Raw genomic sequence first — 16,337 nt, 5'->3', positions numbered from 1 at the left:
CTCTTAGGCCATGGTCAGGCCGCCGCTCACGGAGAGCGTCTGGCCGGTGATGAAGGACGCCTTCTCGGAGGCGAAGAACGCGACGGCGGCAGCGACCTCGGCAGGCTGGCCGAGGCGCTTCATGGCGACGCCGGAGGTCATCGCGGCGATGACCTTGTCCCCGTCGGGGGAGGCGTCGACGACGCCGCGCAGCATCGGCGTGTCGGTCGGGCCGGGGCAGACGACGTTGGCGGTGACGCCCTTGCGGGCGGCCTCGCGGGCGACGGTCTTGCTGAAGGCGATGACGCCGCCCTTGGCGCCGGCGTAGACGGCCTCCATCGAGGAGCCGACGCGGCCGGCGTCGGAGCCGATGTTCACGATGCGGCCGTAGCCGCGCTCGATCATTCCCGGCAGCAGCGCGTGGGTGGTGCGCAGGACGCCCTTGTAGTTGATCTCGATGACCTTGTCCCACAGGGCCTCGTCGGTCTTGACGAACGGCATGAGGTCGTCCCAGCCGGCGCAGTTGACGAGCGCGTCGACCGCGCCGAAGCGCTCGAGCGCGGCGGCGACGCCGGCGTCGACGCTGGCCGAGTCGGCGACGTTCATCGCGACGCCGAGGGCGGTGCCGCCGGCGTCGGAGATCTCCTGCGCGGCCTGGGTCGCCTCGTCGGCGAGCAGGTCGGCGATCACGACGGCGTGGCCGTCCTCGACGAGGGCGTCCACGCAAGCGCGGCCGATGCCTCGGGCGCCGCCGGTGACCAGGGCGACGCGCGTGTGGGTCTGTGCCTCCATGGCGGCGACCGTACCAGACTGGCTTAACGATCGTTAGGGCGGATGCGCTACGGTCCCGGCATGGACCTCTCGTACTCCGACGAGCAGCAGTTCCTCCGCGAGGCCGTCCGCGGCGTCGTCGACCGTGAGCTCGCCCTGCCCCGCGTGCGGGAGCAGGTGCTCGACCCCGACCTGCCCGACGTCGACCACCGGACCGCGCACGACGTGGCGGTCGCCCAGGGCTGGACCGGCATCGGGGTGCCCGAGGAGGCGGGCGGCCAGGGCGGCGGCCTGCTCGAGCTGTCGATCCTCGCCGAGGAGCTCGGCCGCGGCGCGGTCCCCGCCGACGGCCTCTACGCGACGATCCTCGCCGCCCTCGCCCTGCACGAGACCGACGGTGACGCCGACCTGCTCGCGGCGCTCGCGGGCGGCGAGCGGACCGGCGCGCTGCTCGTCGGCGGCGACCGGCCGACCGACGTCGCCGGGGCCGCCACGTGCGTGCTCGGCGCCCCGCTCGCCGACGTGCTCGTCGCGCCCGACGGCCGCACGCACGAGGCATCCGCGACGACGGTGACGCCGCGGCCGCTGGCCGACCGCACCCGCGCGCTCGGCGACGTCGCCGGTGTCGACGCGGGCGCGACGTCGACCGGGCTCGCGGCGCACGCGGCGGTGCTCGTCGCCGCCGACGCGCTCGGTGCCGCGCAGCGGCTGCTGGACCTGACCGTCGCCTACGTGACCGACCGCGTCCAGTTCGGCGTGCCCGTCGGGTCGTTCCAGGCGGTCAAGCACACGGCCGCCGACATGCTCACCGCGATCGAGGGCACGCGGGTCGTCGTCCAGTACGCGGCCTGGGCGGTCGGCGAGGACGAGCCGGGTGCGGCCACCGACGCGTGGGTCGCCAAGACGCGCGCGGCGCGGTCCGCGGCGTTCGTCGCCGACAAGGCCCTCTTCCTCCACGGCGCGGTCGGCTACACCTGGGAGCACGACCTGCAGCTGCTGTTCAAGCGCGCGAAGAGCGACGGCCCCCCTGTTCGGCGACGCCGGAACCTACGACGACCGCATCGCCGACGCCCTCCCCCTCACCTAACCCCCGCCCCCCCGCCCGCGGTCGAACAGGGAGTTGTTCGCCCTCAGGGCGAAGAACTCCCTGTTCAGCGGCGAGGGGCGGGGGGCGGGGGCGGGGTTAGTGGGTGGCCCAGCCGGTGAGGACGACGGTGGCGTCGGACTCGCGGGTGACCGTCAGGTCGTAGCGGCCGGGCTGGTCGGCCGGGGTGCCGCGCAGGACCAGGACGTCGCCGGGGACGACCTTGCCGACGAACCGCACGCCGTAGCCCGTGATCGCGTCGCGGCCGAGCCACCGGGCGACGGCCTCGCCGAGGATCGCCGCGGTGAGCTGGCCCATCGCGAAGACCGTCTCCTCGCCGGCGGCCTGCGCGAACGGCTCGTCGTGGTGCATCGGGTTGAAGTCCCCGGCCGCCCCCGCGAACCGCACGATCTGCGTGCGGGTGACGGGCGGCGTGGTCTCCTCGAAGGTCGGGCTCATGGCAGCTCGATCACCGTGTCGGTCTGGACGATCGCGACCTCGCCGTCGGCGCGGCGCAGGGCGGTCTCGATCGTGATGAAGGTCATGCCGCGGTCGTTCGTCCGCACGCCGGTGACGACCCGGGCGCCGGTCAGCGTGTCACCGACGCGGACCGGGGCGCGGTACTCCCAGTCGACGCTGCCGACGACCACGCGGCGGATGTCGAGGTCCAGCGCGGCGACCATCGCCGCCTGGTCGCGGTGGTGCGAGGCGACCGCGGCGAACGTCAGCGGGACCGTCTCGACGTCCTGCCCGCCGACCGCGACCGCCCACTCGCGCAGCTTGCCCGCCTCGACCGGGAAGCTGAACCGGTCGATCTCGAGGCCGATGTGGGACGCGTCAGCCACGGCCGGGAGCCAGCTCGTCGACGAGGGCGGCGGCGAGCTCGTCGCAGCGCTCCTCGGTCAGTCCGAAGCTCGGCGGGTAGGTGATGACGTGGTCGAACTCGGCCTCGGCCTGCGCGACGCGCGCGCGGACCTCCGCGGCCGTGCCCGCGGCGGCCATCGCGTCGACCATCTCGTCGGGCACCGCCGCGGCCATCGCGGCGAAGTCCTTCGCGGCGAACGCTGCACGCACCCGCTCGCCGACGCCCCCGAAGCCGCTGGCCTCGAGCAGCGGGCCGTAGGTCTTCGGCGCGCAGTAGAACGCCAGCTGGGCCGCGGCCTCGCGCCGGGCGCGGTCGGCGTCGTCGTGCACCGCGCAGATCAGCACGCCGCAGAGCTCGACCGGCGCGTCGGGGCGCTCCCCCTTCTCGCGGCCGCGGTCGATCGCGGGCCGCACGACCTCCTCGAGGTAGGGACGGCTGAACAGCGGGTGGCCGAGCAGGCCGTCCCCGACCCGGCCCGCCACCTCGATCATGCGCGGGTTGACCCCGGCGGTGTAGACCGGGATGTCCGGGCGGACCGGGGCGGTGGTCTCCGCGGTCGGCACGAGGTGGGTGCGGTAGAAGCGGCCGTCGTGGGCGACGGGCTCCTCGTGCAGCCGCCAGATCGAGCGCAGCAGCGGGACGAGCTCCTCCATCCGCACGGCGGGGGCCGCGCCGTCGAGGCCGTGCCAGTCCTCCATCATCCGCCTGGTGCCGGTGCCGAGCCCGAGGACGAGCCGGCCGCCGCAGAGCTCGTCGAGCGACCGGGCCTCGGTGGCGAGCATCAGCGGCGAGCGGCCGGTCGCGTAGGCGATCGACGTGCCGAGTCGGACGTCGGCGGTGACGGTCGCCATGCGGGCGAGCGTGACGATCGCGGAGCGCGTGTAGAACTCCGGCGTCCAGGCGGTGGCGAAGCCGGCGCGCTCGGCCGCCGCGGCGGTCGCGGCGACCGACTCGACGCCCCCTCGCAGGACGGTGATGCCCCTGGTGGCCATGTCCCGACCATAGCCGATCTCCTGAACGATCGTTCAGGTCAGTGGGGGCGGCGGTAGACTGCTGCGCGCATGGACCGACGCACCGAGATCCTCACCACCGCCGCCGGGCTGTTCCGGGAGAAGGGCTTCCACGGCGTCGGCGTCGACGAGATCGGCAAGCGCGTCGGTGTCAGCGGCCCGGCGATCTACCACCACTTCGCCGGCAAGGACGAGATCCTCGCGACCCTCTTCAACGACGCGATGGACAAGGTCGCGGTCGAGACCACCGGGATGTTCGACACCCCGCAGGAGGAGCTCGACTTCCTCGTGCGCCACCACGCGCGGTTCGTCGTCGGCCACCGCGAGCTCGTCGCGATCTACGCGCACGAGCACCGCTCGCTCGTCGAGCCCTGGCGGAAGATGTTCACCGGCCGCACCCGCGCGCACGCGGAGCGCTGGGAGGACGTCGTCGCGCGCGTGCACCCGCACGCCGACCCCACCGACGTCGCGGTCGCGGTGCAGGCGGCGATCGGCCTGCTGCACTCCGTCGTGCTCTGGCCGCCGAAGCTGCTCGAGGACCCGGGCACGCACGAGCGCCTCGTCGCGCACGCGCTCGGCGCGCTCGACGCGGTCGCCCGCTGACTCAGGTCAGTCCCAGCGGCCGGTACGGGCCGATGACGAGGTGCTCGAGCACCCCGGACGCGGCGTCCTGCCGGCCGTCGACCGCGACGTCGCACAGGAGCTGGCGATGCCAGCGGTGCAGCGCGCCGTGCTCCTCGTGGTCGAGCGCGATGCGCTCGTGGCCGAGCTCGAACTCCCCGTGCGGGGTGCCGTGCGTCCAGGTCGGGTGCCGGTAGCCCAGGCCCTGCATCTCCAGGTGCGCGCGCGGCGTGTACGCGAGTCGCAGGTCGGTGCCGTCGTCGGCCTGCACCTCGAGCTGCGCCCCGGAGACCCACCGCGTGCCCGGGTGCAGCTCCAGCGTCATGCGGCCGTGGGCGTGCACGTGGTCCTCGGGCGCGGCGCCGTGCGGGACGAGCACCGCGCGCGTGTTCCACGCCCGGCCCTCCGCGTCGGCGTTGACGTGGAAGAACAGGGTGCGGTCGGGCAGGTGCACCGGAGTCCACAGCCAGAAGAACTGCGGGTCGCGCGGGGGCATCAACGGCGTCGGGTCCGGGAGGCCGACCGGCCGGATCCCCCACGAGCGGTCGCGCAGCCCGTCGACGCCGTCGAGCGTCAGCGTCTCGCCGTCGACGGTCACGGTGCCGGTGACGTCCGCGGCCTGGCTCATGCGCGTGTAGTCCATGAACGCGCGCGGCCCGAAGCGGTGGATGAAGCGCGGCTCCTCGATCGGGAAGTGGCGGCCGCGGAAGCGCAGATCGGCGGCGAGCGTGCCGTCGTCGACGACCAGGCGCAGCTCCTGCAGCGGCTCGACGACCTCGATCGACACCGGGCCGACCGCGAGCGTCGCCCGGTCGGAGTGCAGCGTCTTGGACGCGTGCAGGCAGTGCTGCACGCCGTCGCGCACGACCGTGAGGTGCGCGTCGGCGATGTTGAGGTTCGGGTACATGCCGAACGCGGCGGCGACGATCAGGCCGTCCTCGGCACGGAACGCCCCGAAGTACGAGCGGTCGTAGAAGTTGCGGTCGGTGCCCGAGGACGCGAGCGGCTCGGGGGTCTGGTGGACGTGCCACTCGTCGGCGGCGGTGAGCATCGGGATCTCCTCAGAGGTTGCGAGTGCCCAGCAGGCCGCCGTCGGCGCGCACGTCGACGGCGTTGACCCAGCGGGCGCGGGGCGAGAGCAGGAACGTGATCAGCGGGGCGATGTCGTCGGGGCGGCCGTGACGGCCGACGACCTGCGCGGCCGCGCTCATGCGGTCGGCGCCCATCGTCGCCTCGAAGTCGGCGAGGATCGGCGTGTGCGTCGGGCCGGGCGAGACCGACAGCGACCGCACCCCGTGGGCGAGGCCGTCGCGGGCCTGGATGCAGGCGAGCGCGACGAGCGCCTTCTTCGTGAAGTCGTAGGTCGAGCTGCCGGCGAGCGCCTCGCGGGCCAGCCACGCCTGCGCGTCCTCGTCCGGCAGTCCGAGCACGGTGCGGACGTCGTCGTCGCCGCGGTCGCTGCGGCCCGCCGCGACGGAGGCGACGTGGACGATCGCGCCGTCGGCCGCGATGCGGGGCAGCAGGGCGGCGCCGAGCCGCCGCGGCGCGAGCAGGTTGACGGCGAGCACGCGGGCAGGCGGGTGCGTGCCCGGGACCCCGGCGACCGACGCGACGCCCGCGAGCCGGTCCGGCAGCGCGGCGACCGCGGCGTCGACCGCGGCCGCGTCGCTGAGGTCGCAGGCGCGGACGTCGGCGCCGTCGGGTCCCTCGCCCGCGACGTCGAGGCCGATCACGGCGTGCCCGGCGGCGAGCAGCTCGGTCGTGACCTCGCGGCCGATGCCCGAGGCGCAGCCGGTGACGAGGTAGGGCTCAGACACCGAGCACCGCCTTGACCTCGGTGAACTCCTCCAGGCCGAAGGTGCCGAGCTCGCGACCGAGCCCGGAGAGGCCGTAGCCGCCGAACGGGGCGCCGAGCGTCGCGCGGGCGCTCACGCCCCCGACCTTCACCTGGCCGGCGCGCAGCCGGCGGGCGACGCGGTCGATCGCGTCCGGGTCGGTCCCGTAGAGCTCGGCCGACAGGCCGTACGGAGTGGCGTTGGCGAGGCGCACGGCGTCCTCCTCGTCGGTGTAGGTCGTGACGGACAGGATGGGGCCGAACAGCTCCTCGTCGTGCACGCGCATGCCGGGCCGCACGTCGGCGAGCACGGTCGGCGCGACCCAGAAGCCGCGGTCGGGCACGTCGGGCGGGTCGTCGGGGCCCCCGGCGACGAGCGTCGCCTCGGTGGCGCGCAGCACGCCACGCAGGCGGTCGCGCGCGGCGGCGCTGATCACGGGGCCGACGTCGACGCCGTCCTGCAGCGCGGGGCCGACGCGCAGGCCGCGCGCGACCTCACCCGCGAGCGCGGTCGCGTCGGCCGCCCGCTCGGCGGGGAGCAGCAGCCGGGTCGGGGCGTTGCAGGCCTGCCCGCTGTTGAAGCAGCAGCGGGTGACCGCGTGGCGCACGGCGGCCTCGACGTCGGCGTCCGGCAGCACGACGAGCGGGGACTTGCCGCCGAGCTCCAGGCACGCGCGACGGATCGCGCGGCCCGCGGCGGCCCCGATCTCGCGGCCGGCGGCGAGCGAGCCGGTGAACGAGACGACGTCGACGTCCGGGTGCTCGACGAGCGCGCGGCCGGTGACCGGGCCGGTGCCGTGCACGACCTCCAGGACGCCGTCGGGGAGGCCCGCGTCGCGGGCGGCGGCGACGAGCTCGCCGACGCACAGCGGCGCGAGCTCCGACGGCTTGAGCACCACGGTGCAGCCGACGGCGAGCGCGGGACCGAGCTTCGCGGCGATCTGGTGCAGCGGGAAGTTCCACGGCGTGATCGCCGCGACGACTCCGGCGGGCTCGCGCAGCACGAGCGCCCCGTCCTCGGTGGTCTCGAACGGGAAGCGGCGGGCCGAGGCGACGGTGGCGCGCAGCACGCCGACGGGCAGCGCGGCCTGCACGGCGGTCGCCTGCGCGAGGGGCATGCCCATCTCGCGGGCGAGCGTGTGGCCGATCGTCGCGGCGCGCTCCTCGAGCGCCGCGGCGAGCGCATCGAGCGTGGCGAGGCGCTGCTGGAGCGGCGTGGCCGCCCACGGCCCGAAGGCGGCGCGCGCCCGCGCGACGGCGGCGTCGACGCCGGCGGGCCCGGCCTCGGGGACCTCGCCGAGCACCTCCTCGGTGCTCGGGTCCACGACGGGGATCACGCCGACACCGCGACGGGCAGCTTCTTGATGCCGCGGAAGAAGTTCGAGCGCAGCCGCGTCGGCGCGCCGGTGACGTCGATCTCGATGCCGCGGCGCAGGAGCTCCTCCAGCAGGATCTCGCCCTCGAGCCGGGCGAGGTGCGAGCCGATGCAGAAGTGGGGCCCCCAGCCGAACCCGAGGTGCTTGTTGGGGCTGCGGTCCAGGCGCAGGGCGTCGGGGTCGTCGAAGACCCGCTCGTCGCGGTTGGCGGAGGTGAACCAGAGGACGACCTTGTCGCCGGCGCGCACCTGGCGGCCGTGCAGCTCGACGTCGCGGGTGGCGGTGCGGCGCATGCAGACGATCGGGGAGACCATCCGGACGATCTCCTCGATCGCCTCGCGCGGGCGGACGAGCCCGGACTTCAGGCGCTCCCACTCGCCGGGGTTCTCGTCGAGCAGCAGGACGCTGCCGGTCATCATGTTGCGCGTCGTCTCGTTGCCGGCGACGAGCAGCACGAGGTAGTACGGGTCGAGCTCGTCGCGCTCGAGGCGCTGCCCCTCGACCTCGGCGGTGACGAGGACGCTGATGAGGTCGTCCTGCGGGTCGGCGCGGCGCGCCTCGGTGAGGGCGTGGAAGTAGTCGAAGACCTCGTGGCGCACGCGCTCGACGACCCCGGGGTCGGCGACGTACTCGGGGTCGGTCTGTCCCGACATCACGTTGGTCCACTCCAGGAGGCGGTGGGCGTCCTCGTTCGGGGCGCCGAGCATCGTCGCGAAGACGAGGATCGGGATCTGCATGGTGGCGGTCTCGACGAGGTCGGCGGTGCCGTGCGCGACGAGCCGGTCGAGGTGCTCGCCGACGACGTCGCGGGCGCGCTGCTCCATCCGCTCGACGCTCTGGCGCGCGAACTCGGAGGTGAGCAGGCCGCGCAGGAGCTTGTGGCGCGGCGGGTCCATGTTGTGGATCGAGGGCTTGCCGTGGCCCTCGGCGCGGCGGCTCTGAATCTGCGTGCCCTGCGCGCTGGAGAACGTCTGCCAGTCCGAGCCGGCGGCCTTGACGTCCTCGTAGCGGGTGAGCGACCAGAAGCCGGGACCGTCCTCCTCGTCGTTCCAATGGCAGGGGTCCTCGTCGCGCAGGCGGCGGAACAGCTCGCCGTCCTCGCCGCGCACGAACGGGTCGAGGTCCATCAGGTCGATCGCGCTGGCCGTCGTCGTCATCGTCTCTCCCGCTCCCCGGTTTGCGAATGCGACGTCACATTCGCAGGAGCCGGGCGGGTCTGTCAAGCTGCCGCGATGCCGAGCCCCGCCGACGCCCCTGCCGCCCGCACGCAGAACGCGCGCGGCCGTGCCTCGCGCGCCCGGCTGCTCGAGGCCGCCGCGACCTGCTTCGGGCGGGACGGGTACGCGGCCACCCGCATCGCCGACATCACCGCCGAGGCGGGCATGTCACCGGCGAGCTTCTACCGGCACTTCCCCGACAAGACCACGCTCCTGCTGGAGGCGCTCGCCGGGCCGCTGGACGCGCTGCTCGCCGCCACCGGCCCGCTGACCGAGCACAGCACCGTCGACCCCGAGGCGATCGTCGCGCGCAACACCGAGTTCTTCCGCGTCTACGCCGCGCACCGCCGCACGCTGCGGGTGCTGCGCGAGCTCGCCGTCAGCCACGAGGACGGCCTCGACGAGATCTGGCTGCAGCGCCGCCGCGAGTACGTCGACCGGATCGCCGGCTGGCTGCGGCGCCTGCAGGCCGCCGGGGAGCTGCGGACCACCGACGTCGACGTGCTCGCCGACGCGCTCGGCGCGGTCCTCGACCAGCTCGCCTACACGCGGCTCGGCCTCGCCGCGCGCGAGCCCGGCGAGGAGGACATCGCGACGCTCGGCCGCGTCGCGGGCGAGATCTGGATCGGCGCGCTCACGCGCGGGGCGGGCACGTGAGGCGCGCCGCGCTCGCCGCGGGGCTGGCGCTCGGCCTCGCCGGGGCCGGGTCCGCCGGCCCGCCCGCCGCGGACGCCGCGCCCCCGACGATCCACGCGCACCGCGGCGGGGCGCTCGACCTCGGCGTGCCGGTCCGCCCGGAGGACACGCTCGAGGCCTTCCGTCACACCGCCGCCGTGCACCCCGACGCGTGGCTCGAGCTCGACGCGGTCGTCAGCCGCGACGGCGTGCCGTTCGTGCTGCACGACTCGACGCTCGACCGCACCACCGACTGCTCCGGTGCCGTGCCCGACCGGACCGCCGTCGAGATCGAGGCGTGCCGCGTCGACGTGCTCGGGGTGAGCGAGACGCTCGTGCCCGCCCCGGCGACGCCCGCGATCCGGGTGCCGCGCCTGCGCGCGGTGCTCGCGTTCGCGCGCGAGACGGGACGGTCGGTGAACCTCGAGATCAAGCGCATCCCCGGCGACCCCGGCTACGTGCCCGGCAGCGAGGCGTTCGCCGAAGCGGTGATGGCGGACGTCGTCGCAGCCGACCTGCCCGGCGAACGGCTCATCGTCCAGAGCTTCGACCCGTCGAACCTCGAGACCGCGCGGCGCGTGCTGCCCGGCGTGCAGACCTCGCTGCTGACGCTCGCGGTCGCCGACGCGCTCGGCCCCGCGCTCGCCGCGGCCCGCGGCTACGACTGGGTGTCCCCCGGCTCGGTGCCGACCGCCGCCTACATGGCGCAGGCGCGCGCACTGGGCCTGAAGGTCGTGCCCTACACGCTGAACACCGAGGCGCAGGTGCGGGCCGCCGCCGCGGTCGGCGTCGACGCGCTGATCACCGACGACGTGCCGCTCGCCCGCCGCGCGCTCGGCCTCCCGGCGCAGGTCGCCGCGCCGGTCGCGGCCGTCCCGCGCGGGGCGACCGTCGGCTTCCCGCGGCGCACCCGCGCGCAGGTGCTCGCCCGCGGCGGCGTCGCCGTGCTGCTGCGCGCGCCCGGCGCGGCGCGCGCGACCGTGACGCTGCGCCGCGGCCGCACCGTGGTGGCGCGCGGGACGGTGCGCCTGGCGCGCGGCGGCGAGCGGCGGCGGCTGCTCGCGCTGACCGCCGCCGGGCGCCGGCTCGTCCGCGCGGCCCGCGTGCCGCTGCGCCTGACGGCCCGGGTGGTCGTCGGCGGGCGCGCGAGCACGCGCGCGATCACGCTGCGCTGAGCGCGGGCGGCGTCAGGCCCAGACCGGGCGGCGCTTCTCGAGGAACGCGGCGATGCCCTCGGGGGCCTCCCCCTCGGTGATCATCCGCACGACCTCCTCGCCCTCGAACGCCATGCCGGCGGCGGCGTCGCCCGCGGCCGCGTCGACGCAGGCGATGATCGAGCCGACCGCCGGGGCGCTCGACGCTGCCAGGCCCCGCGCGAGCTCCCGGGCCTCGGTGACGACATCGCCGTCCACGAGCCGGTCGACGATGCCGAGCCGGTGCGCCTCGGTCCCGTCGACGCTGCGGCCGGTGAGCATGAGGTCGAGCGCCACGCCGCGGCCCGCGACGCGCGTGAGCCGCTGCGTGCCGCCCGCGCCGGGGATGAGGCCGAGCTTCACCTCCGGTAGCCCGAGCGTCGACGCGGGCGTCGCCAGGCGCAGCGTGCAGGCCATCGCCAGCTCCAGCCCGCCGCCGAGCGCGAGCCCGTCGATCGCCGCGACCGACGGGACCCGGGAGGCGGCGAGCGCCTCGAGCGGGTGGCGCAGCGCGTCGCGGTAGGCGGCGAACGACGGGCCGTCCAGGGTGCCCATCTGCTTGATGTCGGCGCCGGCGGCGAAGTAGCCCGGCACCGCCGAGCGCACGAGCACGGCCCGCACGTCGTCGTCCGCCAGGCGCGCGATCGCGGCGGTCAGGCCGTCGACGATCGGGGCGCCGAGCGCGTTGGCGGGCGGGCGGTCCAGCACGATCTCGAGGACCCGGTCCTCGACGGTGGCGCGGACGACGGCGGCGGTGTCGGTGCTCATCGGGCGGGACGCTAGAAGCGGGCCGCAGGGCGGTCGTCCCCCCCAAGGAGGGGCGCGCATCCCCCGGCGAGGCATATCGCGCCGCCGCGGACGGGACGTACGGTCGCGTCATGTCCATGACCGATGCCCCGACGACCTCGTTCGTCGAGTCCCCGCTGCGCTTCGACTCGCTCTGCGCGGCCTTCCAGCACCGCGTCGGCGCACACCCGGACCGCACGGCCCTGCAGCTCCCCGACGGCAGCGGCGTCCTCACCTACGGCGACTACGGCCGGCGGGTGCAGGCGATCGCCACCGGCCTCGCCTCCCTCGGCGTCGGCCCCGGCGACACAGTCGCGCTGCAGCTGACGAACCGCCCCGAGTTCCACCTGCTCGACACCGCCGTGCTGCACCTCGGGGCGACGCCGTTCTCCGTGTACAACACGAACCCCGCGGCGGTCACGACCGGCCTGCTGCACAACTCCGACGCCACGGTGTTCGTCACCGAGGAGGCGTTCCTGCCGGTGGTCCGCGAGGCGGTCGCGGGCGCGCCGACCGTGCAGCGGGTGATCACCGTCGACGGGGGCGACGCGGACCTCACGCTCGCCGAGCTCGAGGCGCTCGACGCCCCCGACGGCTTCGACTTCGAGGCCTCGTGGCGCGCGGTCGGCGGCGACGCGGTGTGCACGATCGTCTACACGTCGGGCACCACCGGCGCGCCGAAGGGCGTGCAGCACACGCACGCGGGCCTGCTGTTCGGGCTCGACTCGATGAACCTGCTGTGCCCGGTCAGCGAGGCCGGCCGGGTCGTCTCGTACCTGCCGATGGCGCACATCGCCGAGCGGTACATCAGCCACTACGCGTCGCTGGCGTACGGGTACTCGATCACGTGCGTGCCGGACCCGACGCAGCTGGCGGCGGCGCTGGCGATGACCCGCCCGACGCGGTTCTTCGGCGTCCCGCGGATCTACGAGAAGCTGCGCGGCGCGATCCTCGCCGCGATCGACGGCGAGCAGGACCCGGGGCGCAAGGCCGGCATGCAGGGCGCGCTCGACGCCGGACTCGCGAAGGTCCGGGCCGAGCAGGCGGGCGAGGAGCCGACCGCCGAGCAGCAGGCGGCGTTCGAGCAGGCCGACGAGCTCGTGCTGTCGAAGTTCCGCGCGAAGCTCGGCATGGACCAGCTCGAGTGGTCGGCGGTCGCCGCCGCCCCGACCCCCTACGTCGTGCTGGAGTTCTTCCACGCGATCGGCGTCCGGGTCGCCGAGCTCTGGGGCATGTCGGAGTGCGTGCTCTCGACGTCCAACCCGCCGAACGGGCGCATCAAGCTCGGCAGCGTCGGCTACCACCTGCCCAACGTGCAGGTGCGGCTGGCCGACGACGGGGAGATCCTCGTCAAGGGGCCGAACGTCATGTGCGGCTACCGGAAGGACCCGGAGAAGACGGCGGACGCGGTCGACGCCGACGGGTGGCTGCACTCGGGCGACATCGCGGAGGCCGACGAGGACGGCTACCTGCGGATCGTCGACCGCAAGAAGGAGCTGATCATCAACGCTGCCGGCAAGAACATGAGCCCGGCGCACATCGAGATGACGATCAAGGGCGAGTCGAACCTCATCGCCCAGGTCGTCGCGATCGGCGACGCCCGCCAGTACGTGACGGCCCTGATCGTGCTCGACCCCGAGACCGTCGTGCCCTACGCGGCCAACCGCGGCATCGACACCACCGACATCGCGGCGCTCGCCGAGCACGCCGACATCCACGCGCAGATCGCGGCGGCGGTCGAGCGCGGCAACGCGAAGCTCGCGCGCGTCGAGCAGCTCAAGGCGTTCACCGTCCTGCCGGTCGCCTGGGTGCCCGGCGGCGACGAGCTGACCCCGACGATGAAGATGAAGCGCAAGGTCATCGACGAGAAGTACGCGGACGTCATCGCCGGGCTGTACGGCTGAGCGGCGCGGCGGCCGCCGGCTCGGCGCAGCGCGCCGCGACGGCGGCCGCCGGTTCCCACTGGCGCCCGGACAGCCTGTCCGGGTACGCTCCCCTGGAGGTACCTCCGGGGAGGGAGAGACGGATGGGCATCGCCGTTCCGGCCGCGGCCGGGAATCAGGGTCGAGAGGAGCTACGCGGGTCGTTCGACGCCGCCGCGCCGGTCGACGTCACCGACGCACTGGCCCGCCTCGACGCGCTCGTGGCGCACGACGAGGCCGAGCGGCGCGCCGCCGGGGAGGGCATCGAGGCGCGCTTCGACGCGCTGCTGCGCACCCACCGTGCGCTCGGCCGGCTGCGCGACGAGGCGAACACGCCGCAGGCGCTGATCGAGAACGCGCCGCGCGCCGTGGCGGAGGCGTGCGGCTTCACGCGCGTGATGATCTCCCGCGTACGCGGATCGATGTGGGTGCCCGAGGTGCTGCACATCGCCGAGGGCTCGGACCCCGAGGGCGGCGACGCGTTCCGCAGCTACATCGAGCAGGCGGAGATCCCGCTCGCGCACATGCTCATGGAGACCGAGCTCGTGCGCCGCCGGATGCCCACGATCGTCGAGGACCCGCCCACCGACGAACGCACGTTCAAGGCGATCGTCGACGTCTCCCGCTCGCCGTCCTACGTCGCCGCACCGATCCTCTCCACGCGCCGGGTGATCGGCTTCTTCCACGCCGACGCCTTCGGCCAGGGCCGGGCGCTCACCGCCGAGGACCGCGACGCGCTGTGGCTCTTCACCGAGAACTTCGCGCTCCTGTTCGAGCGCGCGGTGCTCGTGCAGCGCCTGGAGGAGCAGCGCACCCGCCTGCAGGAGGCGCTCGCCCGTGCGGCGCGCCGCATCGACGAGATGTGCACGGAGGACATCGACCTGGTCCGGCACGAGCCGATCGCCGCGCCCGGCGCCGGCGGGGCCCGCGCCGCGGCGACCGCCCGGCCCGCCACCCGCATCGACGGGCTGCTCACCGCGCGCGAGCGCGAGGTGCTCGAGCTCATGGCCTCGGGCGCGACCAACACCGGCGTCGCGCAACGGCTCGTGATCAGCGAGGGCACGGTGAAGTCCCACGTGAAGCACATCCTGCGCAAGCTGCGGGTCGCCAACCGCGCCGAGGCCGTCTCGCGCTACCTGCACATGGTCCACCGCGAGCGGCGGGCCGGGCTCTGATGGCCCTCGTCCAGGACCCGACACGGCGGGAGCGCGACGGGCGCAGCCGCGGCGAGCAGGCCGCCGCGGACCGGCTGGAGACCGTCCGGCGGCTGGTGACCCGCGCGCTCGGCCCCGACGCCGCCGCGCTGCTGCCCGACGACACCAACCCGGGGGCGCTCGCCAACGGGCTCCCGCCGGTGGTCGCCGCACTGCGCGCCGCGCTCGCCGACCGGCCCGCGCTCGACGAGCGCGCCGAGCGCCTGCTGCGCGCGGCGCTCGCCACCCAGGACCTCGCCGCGGAGGCCCAGGCCCGCGTCGTGGGCCTGCGCGCGCAGCTCGACGCCGACGTCGAGCGCGGCCTCGCCGAGCTACGCGGCATCACCTCGCCGAACGAGCTGCTGGACCGCGCCTGCCAGCAGGTCGTGCGCTCCTGCGGCTTCCGTCGCGCGATGCTCAGCCGCGTCGAGGGCACGACCTGGCAGCCGTGGCAGGTCCGCTTCGACGAGGACCGCGACGCCGAGGCCACGTTCGCGACCTGGATGGACGGCGTGCGGATCGACCTCGACGAGGCGCCGCTGGAGCGCGAGGTGCTCGAGCAGCGCCGCCCCGCGCTCGTGCTCGACGCGACCGCCGACCCGCGCGTGCACGCCGGCATCGTGGCCGCCGGCCGGACCCGCTCCTACGTGGTCGCCCCGATCATCCCGGCCGGTCGGGTCGTCGGCTTCCTCCACGCCGACCACATGCCCAGCCAGCGCCCCGTGGACGAGACCGACCGCTACGCGCTCTGGGCGTTCGCGGAGGGCTTCGGGCGGCTCTACGAGCGCGCCGTGCTGATCGAGCGGCTGCAGGCGCAGCGCTCGCAGATCCACGAGACGTTCGACCTCGCCGAGGAGATGATGGCCTCGCTCGCCACCGCCGACCTCGAGCTCGTCCGCGACCCGACCCGCAGCCGCGAGGAGCAGCCCGCCGCCGGGGACGGGGACGGTCCGGTCCCACGCGCGGAGATCGACGCGCTGCTGACCGAGCGCGAGCGCGAGGTCCTGCAGCTGATGGTGCGCGGCCTGGCCAACGGCGCGATCGCCGAGCGCCTGGTGATCAAGGAGGGGACCGTGAAGTCCCACGTCAAGCACATCCTGCGCAAGCTCGGGGCGGTCAACCGCGCCGAGGCGATCTCGCGGTACCTCGGCGGGACGTTCGACTAGACGACGATCTCCACGCGGGCGCCGACCGCCTCGTACGTCGGGCGGGCACGCGCGTCACGCGTGGCGAGGACGATCCCGTGCTCCTTCGCCGCGAGCGCCACGAGGGCGTCGTAGACGGCTCCGCCGCCGAGGCCGAGCGGCGCCAGCAGGTCGGGGACGCGGCGCGCGGTCGCCGCCCGGAGCGTGAGCGGAGCCGCGAAGCGCCGGCGCAGCAGTGCCGCGGCGTCCGCGGGCGCCACTCGCAGGTCGCCCGGAAGTCGGGTGAGCACCGAGTAGGTCTCCACCCAGGCGTGTCCGCAGAGGCACGCCTCGCGCCCGTCGAGCCACCGCATCGCGCTGGCGTGCGCGTCCCCGGTCTCGACGAGCAGGGCGATCGCGACGCTCGTGTCGAGCGCCAGCACGTTCAGCGTCGCCCGGCGTCGATCAGGCCGAACAGCGTCTCGTCGTCCAGGCGCGTCTCGCCCGTGACGACCGGGACGCCGTCGCGCTCGACGATCCTGGCGGTCCGTCCCCCCGGGACGAGCTGCAGACCGGCGCCGTAGCGGGAGATGTCCACCGTGCTGCCCGGCGTCAGGCCGAGCTCGTCCCGGAGGGCCTTCGGGACGACGATGCGGCCGGCGGAGTCGATCGTGGTCTGCACTGGCA

Annotated in this window: 18 protein-coding genes; 7 read left to right on the top strand and 11 right to left on the bottom strand. The window is 74.9% G+C overall.

Annotated elements, in window-relative coordinates:
* Nucleotides 1–3: 3 nt before the first annotated feature.
* On the bottom strand, nucleotides 4–771 hold the full coding sequence (locus GKE82_RS16685; RefSeq protein WP_107568176.1) for an SDR family NAD(P)-dependent oxidoreductase: 768 nt from the start codon (nucleotides 769–771) through the stop codon (nucleotides 4–6).
* Nucleotides 772–813: 42 nt separating this feature from the next.
* Here GKE82_RS16685 and GKE82_RS16680 point away from each other — a divergent pair, with 42 nt between their 5' ends.
* Nucleotides 814–1,956 carry an acyl-CoA dehydrogenase family protein gene (locus GKE82_RS16680; RefSeq protein ID WP_154734059.1) on the top strand — a complete coding sequence of 381 codons (1,143 nt, stop codon included), beginning with the start codon at nucleotides 814–816 and terminating at the stop codon, nucleotides 1,954–1,956.
* On the opposite strand, the gene GKE82_RS16675 is transcribed toward GKE82_RS16680, so the two are convergent.
* From GKE82_RS16675 to GKE82_RS16665, 3 genes are read right to left on the bottom strand one after another with little or no spacing between them, the layout of a single operon-like run.
* Entirely contained in the window at nucleotides 1,934–2,293 is a 360-nt protein-coding gene (locus GKE82_RS16675; protein WP_107568174.1) for a MaoC/PaaZ C-terminal domain-containing protein, read from the bottom strand. The genes GKE82_RS16680 and GKE82_RS16675 overlap by 23 nt on opposite strands.
* Nucleotides 2,290–2,679, bottom strand: coding sequence for a MaoC family dehydratase N-terminal domain-containing protein (locus GKE82_RS16670; protein WP_107568173.1), 390 nt, complete (start codon nucleotides 2,677–2,679; stop codon nucleotides 2,290–2,292). The genes GKE82_RS16675 and GKE82_RS16670 overlap by 4 nt, the downstream gene beginning before the upstream one ends.
* The gene (locus GKE82_RS16665; protein WP_154734058.1) at nucleotides 2,672–3,691 is read right to left on the bottom strand and encodes an LLM class flavin-dependent oxidoreductase; all 1,020 of its coding nucleotides are present in this window, start codon (nucleotides 3,689–3,691) and stop codon (nucleotides 2,672–2,674) included. The genes GKE82_RS16670 and GKE82_RS16665 overlap by 8 nt, the downstream gene beginning before the upstream one ends.
* A 69-nt stretch (nucleotides 3,692–3,760) precedes the next feature.
* Between GKE82_RS16665 and GKE82_RS16660 the strand changes: the two genes are divergently transcribed.
* The gene (locus GKE82_RS16660) at nucleotides 3,761–4,312 is read left to right on the top strand and encodes a TetR/AcrR family transcriptional regulator (protein WP_154734057.1); all 552 of its coding nucleotides are present in this window, start codon (nucleotides 3,761–3,763) and stop codon (nucleotides 4,310–4,312) included.
* A gap of 1 nt (nucleotide 4,313) precedes the next feature.
* On the opposite strand, the gene GKE82_RS16655 is transcribed toward GKE82_RS16660, so the two are convergent.
* Genes GKE82_RS16655 through GKE82_RS16640 form a run of 4 tightly spaced genes read right to left on the bottom strand, consistent with a single transcriptional unit; the run spans nucleotide 4,314 to nucleotide 8,697 of the window.
* On the bottom strand, nucleotides 4,314–5,381 hold the full coding sequence (locus tag GKE82_RS16655; RefSeq protein WP_154734056.1) for a hypothetical protein: 1,068 nt from the start codon (nucleotides 5,379–5,381) through the stop codon (nucleotides 4,314–4,316).
* 10 nt (nucleotides 5,382–5,391) lie between these two features.
* The gene (locus GKE82_RS30890) at nucleotides 5,392–6,147 is read right to left on the bottom strand and encodes an SDR family oxidoreductase (protein WP_154734055.1); all 756 of its coding nucleotides are present in this window, start codon (nucleotides 6,145–6,147) and stop codon (nucleotides 5,392–5,394) included.
* Nucleotides 6,140–7,501: an aldehyde dehydrogenase family protein gene (locus tag GKE82_RS16645; protein WP_309233659.1), complete on the bottom strand. Its 1,362-nt coding sequence runs from the start codon at nucleotides 7,499–7,501 to the stop codon at nucleotides 6,140–6,142. The genes GKE82_RS30890 and GKE82_RS16645 overlap by 8 nt, the downstream gene beginning before the upstream one ends.
* The gene (locus tag GKE82_RS16640; RefSeq protein WP_154734054.1) at nucleotides 7,498–8,697 is read right to left on the bottom strand and encodes a cytochrome P450; all 1,200 of its coding nucleotides are present in this window, start codon (nucleotides 8,695–8,697) and stop codon (nucleotides 7,498–7,500) included. The genes GKE82_RS16645 and GKE82_RS16640 overlap by 4 nt, the downstream gene beginning before the upstream one ends.
* Before the next feature lie 75 nt (nucleotides 8,698–8,772).
* Here GKE82_RS16640 and GKE82_RS16635 point away from each other — a divergent pair, with 75 nt between their 5' ends.
* Complete coding sequence (locus GKE82_RS16635; protein ID WP_107568166.1) at nucleotides 8,773–9,414, top strand: TetR/AcrR family transcriptional regulator; 642 nt, start codon at nucleotides 8,773–8,775, stop codon at nucleotides 9,412–9,414.
* A complete protein-coding gene (locus GKE82_RS16630) occupies nucleotides 9,411–10,607 on the top strand; it encodes a glycerophosphodiester phosphodiesterase family protein (RefSeq protein ID WP_196189270.1) in 1,197 nt (398 codons plus the stop codon). Before GKE82_RS16635 ends, GKE82_RS16630 begins: the two co-directional genes overlap by 4 nt.
* Before the next feature lie 12 nt (nucleotides 10,608–10,619).
* Here GKE82_RS16630 and GKE82_RS16625 read toward each other — a convergent pair whose 3' ends face one another.
* Nucleotides 10,620–11,393 (bottom strand): enoyl-CoA hydratase/isomerase family protein, encoded by a 774-nt coding sequence (locus GKE82_RS16625; RefSeq protein ID WP_154734052.1) that lies wholly within the window; start codon nucleotides 11,391–11,393, stop codon nucleotides 10,620–10,622.
* Nucleotides 11,394–11,503: 110 nt separating this feature from the next.
* Between GKE82_RS16625 and GKE82_RS16620 the strand changes: the two genes are divergently transcribed.
* The 3 genes from GKE82_RS16620 (at nucleotide 11,504) to GKE82_RS16610 (ending at nucleotide 15,692) form a co-directional block, all read left to right on the top strand.
* A complete protein-coding gene (locus GKE82_RS16620) occupies nucleotides 11,504–13,315 on the top strand; it encodes a long-chain fatty acid--CoA ligase (RefSeq protein WP_154734051.1) in 1,812 nt (603 codons plus the stop codon).
* Between the two features lie 122 nt (nucleotides 13,316–13,437).
* Nucleotides 13,438–14,508 carry a LuxR C-terminal-related transcriptional regulator gene (locus GKE82_RS28750; RefSeq protein ID WP_230316194.1) on the top strand — a complete coding sequence of 357 codons (1,071 nt, stop codon included), beginning with the start codon at nucleotides 13,438–13,440 and terminating at the stop codon, nucleotides 14,506–14,508.
* Nucleotides 14,508–15,692: a LuxR C-terminal-related transcriptional regulator gene (locus GKE82_RS16610; protein ID WP_154734050.1), complete on the top strand. Its 1,185-nt coding sequence runs from the start codon at nucleotides 14,508–14,510 to the stop codon at nucleotides 15,690–15,692. Before GKE82_RS28750 ends, GKE82_RS16610 begins: the two co-directional genes overlap by 1 nt.
* On the opposite strand, the gene GKE82_RS16605 is transcribed toward GKE82_RS16610, so the two are convergent.
* Together GKE82_RS16605 and GKE82_RS16600 are read right to left on the bottom strand one after the other, a co-directional pair.
* The gene (locus GKE82_RS16605) at nucleotides 15,689–16,099 is read right to left on the bottom strand and encodes a PIN domain-containing protein (protein WP_154734049.1); all 411 of its coding nucleotides are present in this window, start codon (nucleotides 16,097–16,099) and stop codon (nucleotides 15,689–15,691) included. The two genes, GKE82_RS16610 and GKE82_RS16605, sit on opposite strands and share 4 nt — an antisense overlap.
* Nucleotides 16,096–16,332 (bottom strand): AbrB/MazE/SpoVT family DNA-binding domain-containing protein, encoded by a 237-nt coding sequence (locus GKE82_RS16600; RefSeq protein ID WP_309233657.1) that lies wholly within the window; start codon nucleotides 16,330–16,332, stop codon nucleotides 16,096–16,098. Before GKE82_RS16600 ends, GKE82_RS16605 begins: the two co-directional genes overlap by 4 nt.
* Between the last annotated feature and the right edge of the window lie 5 nt (nucleotides 16,333–16,337).

Source organism: Conexibacter sp. W3-3-2, assembly GCF_009707605.1.
Lineage (GTDB): Bacteria > Actinomycetota > Thermoleophilia > Solirubrobacterales > Solirubrobacteraceae > Paraconexibacter > Paraconexibacter algicola.
This window is presented reverse-complemented; position numbering and strand designations above follow the sequence as displayed.

What these genes read in the sequence shown, in the direction of transcription:
- GKE82_RS16685 (WP_107568176.1), bottom strand. Translation starts at nt 771, where the DNA reads ATGGAGGCACAGACCCACACGCGCGTCGCCCTGGTCACCGGCGGCGCC.
- GKE82_RS16680 (WP_154734059.1), top strand. Translation starts at nt 814, where the DNA reads ATGCGCTACGGTCCCGGCATGGACCTCTCGTACTCCGACGAGCAGCAG.
- GKE82_RS16675 (WP_107568174.1), bottom strand. Translation starts at nt 2,293, where the DNA reads ATGAGCCCGACCTTCGAGGAGACCACGCCGCCCGTCACCCGCACGCAG.
- GKE82_RS16665 (WP_154734058.1), bottom strand. Translation starts at nt 3,691, where the DNA reads ATGGCCACCAGGGGCATCACCGTCCTGCGAGGGGGCGTCGAGTCGGTC.
- GKE82_RS16660 (WP_154734057.1), top strand. Translation starts at nt 3,761, where the DNA reads ATGGACCGACGCACCGAGATCCTCACCACCGCCGCCGGGCTGTTCCGG.
- GKE82_RS16655 (WP_154734056.1), bottom strand. Translation starts at nt 5,381, where the DNA reads ATGCTCACCGCCGCCGACGAGTGGCACGTCCACCAGACCCCCGAGCCG.
- GKE82_RS16640 (WP_154734054.1), bottom strand. Translation starts at nt 8,697, where the DNA reads ATGACGACGACGGCCAGCGCGATCGACCTGATGGACCTCGACCCGTTC.
- GKE82_RS16635 (WP_107568166.1), top strand. Translation starts at nt 8,773, where the DNA reads ATGCCGAGCCCCGCCGACGCCCCTGCCGCCCGCACGCAGAACGCGCGC.
- GKE82_RS16625 (WP_154734052.1), bottom strand. Translation starts at nt 11,393, where the DNA reads ATGAGCACCGACACCGCCGCCGTCGTCCGCGCCACCGTCGAGGACCGG.
- GKE82_RS16620 (WP_154734051.1), top strand. Translation starts at nt 11,504, where the DNA reads ATGTCCATGACCGATGCCCCGACGACCTCGTTCGTCGAGTCCCCGCTG.
- GKE82_RS28750 (WP_230316194.1), top strand. Translation starts at nt 13,438, where the DNA reads ATGGGCATCGCCGTTCCGGCCGCGGCCGGGAATCAGGGTCGAGAGGAG.
- GKE82_RS16610 (WP_154734050.1), top strand. Translation starts at nt 14,508, where the DNA reads ATGGCCCTCGTCCAGGACCCGACACGGCGGGAGCGCGACGGGCGCAGC.